We start from the raw sequence: 6091 nt of genomic DNA on the forward strand, positions 1-6091 counted from the left end.
CGTTAGGCAGCGGCAGGCGTGGCGACGCGCAGGCGCTGGTAGGCGGACTTCTCTTCCTCGTTCAGCTCCACCACGTAGGGCTCCACGGCGCGCTTGCGGAAGACGGCGTTGCCGTTCGCGTCGCTCGTCACGTTGGTGTGGCAGAACCAGTCGGCGTCGTTCTTCTCGGGGTGGTCCACGCGCAGGTGGTACAGGCCCCAGCGGCTTTCGGTGCGGTAGAGCGAGGCGCGCGCCGCCAGCTCGGCGCAGTCGCGGATGGTGTGGGCTTCCATGGCCCGCATCAGCTCGTGCGGGTCGGCGGCGCCCATGTGCTGCAGGTCCTCGCGGATCTCGTCGAAGCGCTGCAGGCCGATCTCCATCTTGCGGGTGACCTTGGGCGGCTGCAGGTAGTCGTTGACGATGCGGCGCGTCTTGTATTCGACCTGGAAGGGCGTGAGCCCGTCCAGCTTGCCCAGCGGCGCATAGACGCGCGCCTTCTCGGCCGCGACCTGGCCGGCGTCGGCCACGGGTTGCGACACGCCGCTCACGTAGTCGGCCGCGTTCTCGCCACAGAACTTGCCGTAGACGAAGGCGCCGAGCATGTAGTTGTGCGGGATGCTGGCGCAGTCGCCGGCGGCGTACAGGCCGGGGATGGAGCACTCGCCGCGCTCGTTCGTCCAGATGCCCGAGGCGCTGTGGCCGCTGCAGAAGCCGATCTCCGAGATGTGCATCTCGATCATCTGCTTGCGGTAGTCGGTGCCGCGGCCTTCGTGGAAGCGCCCGCGGCTGGGGCGCTCTTTGGTGTGCAGGATGTGCTCGATCTCGCTGATCGTTTCTTCAGCCAGGTGGTCGAGCTTCAGGAACACCGGGCCGCGGCCGCCTTCGAGTTCGTTCCAGAACTCCATCATCATCTGGCCGCTCCAGTAGTCGCACTCGATGAAGCGCTGGCCGGCGTTGTTGGAGGTGTAGCCGCCGAACGGGCCCGTCACGTAGGCGCAGGCGGGGCCGTTGTAGTCCTTGATCAGCGGGTTGATCTGGAAGCATTCGAGGTTGGTCAGCTCGGCACCTGCGTGATAGGCCATCACGTGGCCCTCGCCGCAGTTGGTCGGGTTCTCGTAGGTGCCGAACAGGTAGCCGCTGGCGGGCAGGCCCAGCCGCCCGGCCGCGCCGGTGCAGATGATCACGGCCTTGGCCTTGATGACGTGGAAGTCGGCCGTGCGGCAGTCGAAGCCCATGACGCCTGTAACCTCGCCGTTAGCACCGGTCAGCAGCCGGGTGGCGACGACGCGGTTGGTGATCTCCACACGCGCCCGCTTGAGCTGCCGGTAGAGCACCCGCTTCATGTGGTGGCCCTCGGGCATGGGCAGCACATAACTGCCCAGGTGGTGCACCTTGCGCACCGAGTAGTCGCCGGTCTCGTCCTTCTCGAACTTGATGCCCCAGCGGTCCAGCTCCTCGATCATGGCGAAGCTGTTGGCCGCGTAGGCGTAGACACCCTTCTGGTCGACCACGCCGTCGTTGGCGACGGTGATCTCCTTGGTGTATTGCTCGGGCGTCGCGTGGCCGGGGATGACGGCGTTGTTCAGGCCGTCCATGCCCATGCTGATGGCGCCGCTGCGCTTGACGTTGGCCTTGTCCAGCACCAGCACGCGCAGCTTGGGGTTCTTCTCTTTGGCCTTCACCGCAGCCATCGGGCCACCGGTGCCGCCGCCGACGATGACGAGGTCGTATTCGGTTTCGATCGTGTTCATGCTTGCTCCGCGAGGGTGGGCAGTGTGGGCAGGGGGGTCGCAGGCACCAACGAAGTGCTGCGTCTATCGATATGCAGGGCGTGGTTCATGACGCACGCTCCGCAACGGGCACGCGATCGACGCGCACCTTGTACTGAAAGGCGTCGCCGCGGTAATAGAGGTGTTCGTAGTCGATGGGCGTGCCGTCGGTGGTGTGCGTCGTGCGCTCGATGAAGAGCACCGGCGAGCCTTCCTCCACCTTCAGCTGGCCGGCGAGCGTGTCGTCGGCGAGGGTCGATCCGATCTGCAGCTCGGCGTGGCCGAGCGCGATGCCGAAGTCGTTCTCCAGGATGACGAAGACGTCACGTGCGGCCAGGTCTTCCTTGGCCAGGCGCTGGCCAATCGAGGAGGGCACATAGGTCACGTCCAGCGAGATCGGCTCGCGGTTCAGGAAGCGCACGCGTTGCAGCTCGGTGACCTTGGCGCGTTTGGGCAGATGCAGCTTTTCGGCCACCTGCGGCGAGGGCGTCACCGTCTTGATCGACAGCACGCGCGAGAAGGTCTCGTAGCCCATCTGCCGCATCGCCTCGCCGAAGCCCTGCAGCCGGCCCAGATCCTGGAACGCCTTGGGCTTGGAGACGAAGCTGCCCTTGCCGTGGATGCGGAAGATGAGGCCTTCGTTCTGCAGGTCGTTGAGCGCCTGGCGAACGGTGATTCGACTGACGTCGAACATGGCCATCATGTCGTTCTCGGACGGCATGCGCTCGTGCGGCTGATAGCTGCCATCGAGGATGCGGGCGCGCAGGATCTCCTTGATCTGCGTGTACAGCGGGGCCGCTGCCGTCAGCGCCACACGCTGGGTGCCGCCCGCCTCGGGCGAGGGCACCAACGTCAGGGCTTTCGTCGTCGCAAGAGCGTCTTTGCTCATGGTCGTCCAACTCGTTATGACGAGTTATGACGAGCACAAGCCGTGCCAGGCTTTTCGGCGTGGTTTAGCCGGGTTCCTGCCCGGATTTGCCTGCGGATGTGAACCGGCTTGGCGCACGCGCCCCGAAAGCGGGAGCGCGCAAACGATCTCGGGGCGCTACTTCATCAGCCCATCCGCCTTGAACATCGCCTTGATGCCGCGCACCGCCTGACGGATGCGCGATTCGTTCTCGATCAGGGCAAAGCGCACATGCCCGTCGCCGTGGTCGCCGAAGCCGATGCCGGGCGACACGCAGACCTTGGCCTTCTCCAGCAGCTGCTTCGCAAACTCCAGCGAGCCGAGTTCGCGGTAGGGCTGGGGAATAGGCGCCCAGATGTACATGCTGGCCTTGGGGCAGTCGACCTGCCAGCCGGCTTCGCTCAGGCCCTTGTAGAGCACGTCACGCCGGCGCTGGTAGCTGGCGGTGATGTCCAGCACGCACTGCTGGTCGCCCTCCAGCGCGGCGATGGCGGCGACCTGCAGCGGCGTGAAGGTGCCGTAGTCGTGATAGCTCTTGATGCGCGCCAGCGCGGCCACGAGATCCGAGTTGCCGACCATGAAGCCGATGCGCCAGCCGGCCATGTTGTAGCTCTTGCTCAGCGTGAAGAACTCGACCGCCACGTCCTTGGCGCCGGGCACCTGCATGATGGACGGCGCCACGTAGCCGTCGTAGACGATGTCGGCGTAGGCGAGGTCGTGCACGACGAGGATGTCGTGCTTCTTGGCCAACGCCACGACGCGCTCGAAGAAGCTCAGCTCCACGCACTGCGCCGTCGGGTTGGACGGGAAGCCGAACACCATCATCTTGGGCTTGGGGTAGCTGCCGCGGATGGTCTTCTCCAGCTCGGCGAAGAAGTCGACCTCGCTGGAGACCGGGATGGCGCGGATGTCCGCACCGGCGATGACGGCGCCGTAGATGTGGATGGGGTAGCTCGGGTCGGGCACCAGCACGGTGTCGCCGCGGTCGAGAGTCGCCAGCATCAGATGGGCCAGGCCCTCCTTGGAGCCGATAGTGACGATGGCTTCGTGGTCGGGGTCGATGGCCACGCCGTAGCGGCGCTGGTACCAGTGCGCGATGGCGCGGCGCAGGCGCGGGATGCCCTTGCTGGCCGAGTAGCCGTGGGTGTCGGGTCGTTGCGAGACTTCGTTGAGCTTGGCGACGATGTGCGGCGGCGTGGCCCCATCGGGGTTGCCCATGCTCATGTCGATGATGTCTTCGCCGCGTCGGCGGGCCGCGAGCTTGAGCTCCGCGGTGATGTTGAAGACGTAGGGCGGGAGGCGGTCGATGCGCGCGAAGCGGCGCTTGCCGCCGGAGGCGGAAGAGGAGGAAGTCATTGGCAGTGTCACGTGAGCGCCCGGAACCGTCCGAGCGACGTGGGCGGCTTGGCGCCGCACCGCGGGCGACTCTAGCGCACTAAGCTGGCGGCATGAACCCACCCCAGCCTCTCACGCTGACGGTCGACGGCGACACCGCCGTGTCCGCCCTCTGGCTGCAGCCGCCGCAGCCGCGTGCCAGCTACGTGTTCGCCCACGGCGCAGGCGCGGGCATGCATCACAGCTTCATGGCGGCGTTGTCGCTGGCCCTGTTCGACGAGTCCGTGGCCACGCTGCGCTACCAGTTCCCCGCCATGGAGCGTGGCTCGAAGCGGCCCGACACGCCGGCCGTCGCGCATGCCGCCGTGCGCGCCGCAGTGGCGGCCGCCCGCGAACGGCTGCCCGGCGCGCCGCTGTTCGCGGGCGGCAAGTCCTTCGGCGGTCGCATGACCTCGCAGGCCCAGGCTGCCGAGGCTATGCCCGGCGTGCGCGGGCTGGCGTTCGTCGGCTTTCCGCTGCACCCGGCCGGCAAGCCGGGCATTGAGCGGGCTGCTCACCTGGCCGAGGTCGACGTGCCGATGCTGTTCCTGCAGGGCACGCGCGACGAACTGGCCGAACTGAGCTTGCTGCGCGGCGTCGTCCAGGGTCTGGGCGGCAAGGCCCTGCTGCACGTCGAGGAGGACGCCGACCACGCCTTCCACGTGAGAGCGCGCAGCGGGCGCAAGGACGAGCAGGTGGTGCTGGCGCTGGCGGCGACCATGGCTGCGTGGTTCTTGCAGCGCGCTGGCGAGCGGACTTCCTAGAATCGCGAGATGACCCACCCAGCCGCCCCCATCGTCTGCATCGGCGGCCTCAACATCGACCGCAAGCTGCGCCTGCTGGCCCAGGCGCTGGCCGGGTCGTCCAACCCCTGCGAAGCGCATGAAACGCCCGGCGGCGTGGTGCGCAACGTCGCCGAGAACCTGGCGCGCCTGGGCCTGCCCGTCGCGCTGATCGGGGCCGTGGGCGACGACGCTGGCGGCCGCATGCTGATGGAGCAGGCGGCGCGCGTGGGTATCGACACGCAGGCCGTGCTGCGGCCGCGCCGGCAGGTGACCGACAGCTACACGGCCGTGCTGTCGCCCGATGGCGACCTGCACCTGGGTTTTGCGGCCATGCCGCTGGTGGAGAAGCTCAGCCCCTGGGCGCTGGACGCCAGCAAGGGCCTGCGGGCCGGTGCGGCGCTGGTCGTCGCCGACGGCAACCTGCCGCCCGACGCCTGGCCGCTGCTGCTGGGCGAGGCGCGTGCCAGCGGCATCCCGCTCGTGGGCGTGGCCGTGTCCGAGGCCAAGATGGAGCGCCTGCCAACCCAGCTCGGCGGCCTGCACCTGCTGATCCTGAATGCCGGCGAGCTGTCGACCGTGGCCGAGGAGCCCGAGGCCGCGCTGGCGCGGCTGCATGCGCGCGGCGTGGGCTGCGTGCTGGTGTCTTACGGCGAGGATGGCCTGATGCTGAGCGAGCCCGGCCACGAGCCGCGCCACTGGGCCGCGCCGCAGGTCGACGTCGTCGACGTGACCGGCGCGGGCGATGCGCTGTCGGCCGGCGTCTGCGCCGCGCTGCTGAACGACCCGAATGACTTCGACGCCGCCGCCCGCCTGGGCCTGGACCTTGCCGCGCTGACGCTGCAGACCGAGGACAGCGTGCACCCCGAACTGAACCCCCGTTTTCTTGAAGACCGATGAACGACCTGATCCAGCTTTCACCCGAAGTCACCGCCGCCCGCGCCGAGGGCCGGGCCGTCGTGGCGCTTGAGTCCACCATCATTGCCCACGGCATGCCCTGGCCGCAAAACCTGGAGACGGCGCGCGAGGTGGAGGACGTCATCCGCGCCGAGGGCGCCGTGCCGGCCACCATCGCCGTCATCGGCGGGCGCGTCCGTGTCGGGCTCACGAACGACGAGCTGACTCAGCTGGCCCAGGCGCCCGACGCGATGAAGCTCAGCCGCCGCGACCTGCCCTATGCCATCGCCACCGGCCAGTTGGGTGCCACCACGGTGGCCGCGACGATGATCTGCGCGCATCTGGCCGGCATCGAGGTCTTCGTGACTGGCGGCATAGGCGGC

At 68.2% G+C, this 6091-nt stretch carries 6 protein-coding genes; 3 read left to right on the plus strand and 3 right to left on the minus strand.

Annotated features, from left to right (window positions below; all coding sequences use genetic code 11):
• Positions 1–2: 2 nt before the first annotated feature.
• The 3 genes from ABIS05_RS17545 to alaC all read right to left on the minus strand — a co-directional run bounded on the left by ABIS05_RS17545 (position 3) and on the right by alaC (position 4011).
• Positions 3–1730, minus strand: a complete 1728-nt coding sequence (locus ABIS05_RS17545) for a fumarate reductase/succinate dehydrogenase flavoprotein subunit (protein WP_348010561.1) — start codon at positions 1728–1730, stop codon at positions 3–5.
• An 85-nt stretch (positions 1731–1815) separates the two neighbouring features.
• A complete protein-coding gene (locus tag ABIS05_RS17550; RefSeq protein ID WP_407074846.1) occupies positions 1816–2595 on the minus strand; it encodes a GntR family transcriptional regulator in 780 nt (259 codons plus the stop codon).
• Between the two features lie 198 nt (positions 2596–2793).
• A complete protein-coding gene (gene alaC / locus ABIS05_RS17555) occupies positions 2794–4011 on the minus strand; it encodes an alanine transaminase (protein WP_348010563.1) in 1218 nt (405 codons plus the stop codon).
• 92 nt (positions 4012–4103) lie between these two features.
• Here alaC and ABIS05_RS17560 point away from each other — a divergent pair, with 92 nt between their 5' ends.
• From ABIS05_RS17560 to ABIS05_RS17570, 3 genes are all read left to right on the plus strand, one after another.
• Positions 4104–4793, plus strand: coding sequence for an alpha/beta family hydrolase (locus ABIS05_RS17560; RefSeq protein WP_348010564.1), 690 nt, complete (start codon positions 4104–4106; stop codon positions 4791–4793).
• 9 nt (positions 4794–4802) lie between these two features.
• Complete coding sequence (locus tag ABIS05_RS17565) at positions 4803–5711, plus strand: carbohydrate kinase family protein (protein WP_348010565.1); 909 nt, start codon at positions 4803–4805, stop codon at positions 5709–5711.
• Positions 5708–6091, plus strand: a 384-nt coding sequence (locus ABIS05_RS17570; protein WP_348010566.1) for a pseudouridine-5'-phosphate glycosidase, incomplete at its 3' end; no start/stop codon positions are given. The genes ABIS05_RS17565 and ABIS05_RS17570, both read left to right, overlap by 4 nt.

The organism is Roseateles sp., assembly GCF_039929605.1.
Classification (GTDB): domain Bacteria; phylum Pseudomonadota; class Gammaproteobacteria; order Burkholderiales; family Burkholderiaceae_C; genus Pelomonas.

Coding starts and splice junctions, on each gene's coding strand:
- ABIS05_RS17545 (WP_348010561.1), bottom strand. CDS start 1,730: ATGAACACGATCGAAACCGAATACGACCTCGTCATCGTCGGCGGCGGC.
- alaC (WP_348010563.1), bottom strand. CDS start 4,011: ATGACTTCCTCCTCTTCCGCCTCCGGCGGCAAGCGCCGCTTCGCGCGC.
- ABIS05_RS17560 (WP_348010564.1), top strand. CDS start 4,104: ATGAACCCACCCCAGCCTCTCACGCTGACGGTCGACGGCGACACCGCC.
- ABIS05_RS17565 (WP_348010565.1), top strand. CDS start 4,803: ATGACCCACCCAGCCGCCCCCATCGTCTGCATCGGCGGCCTCAACATC.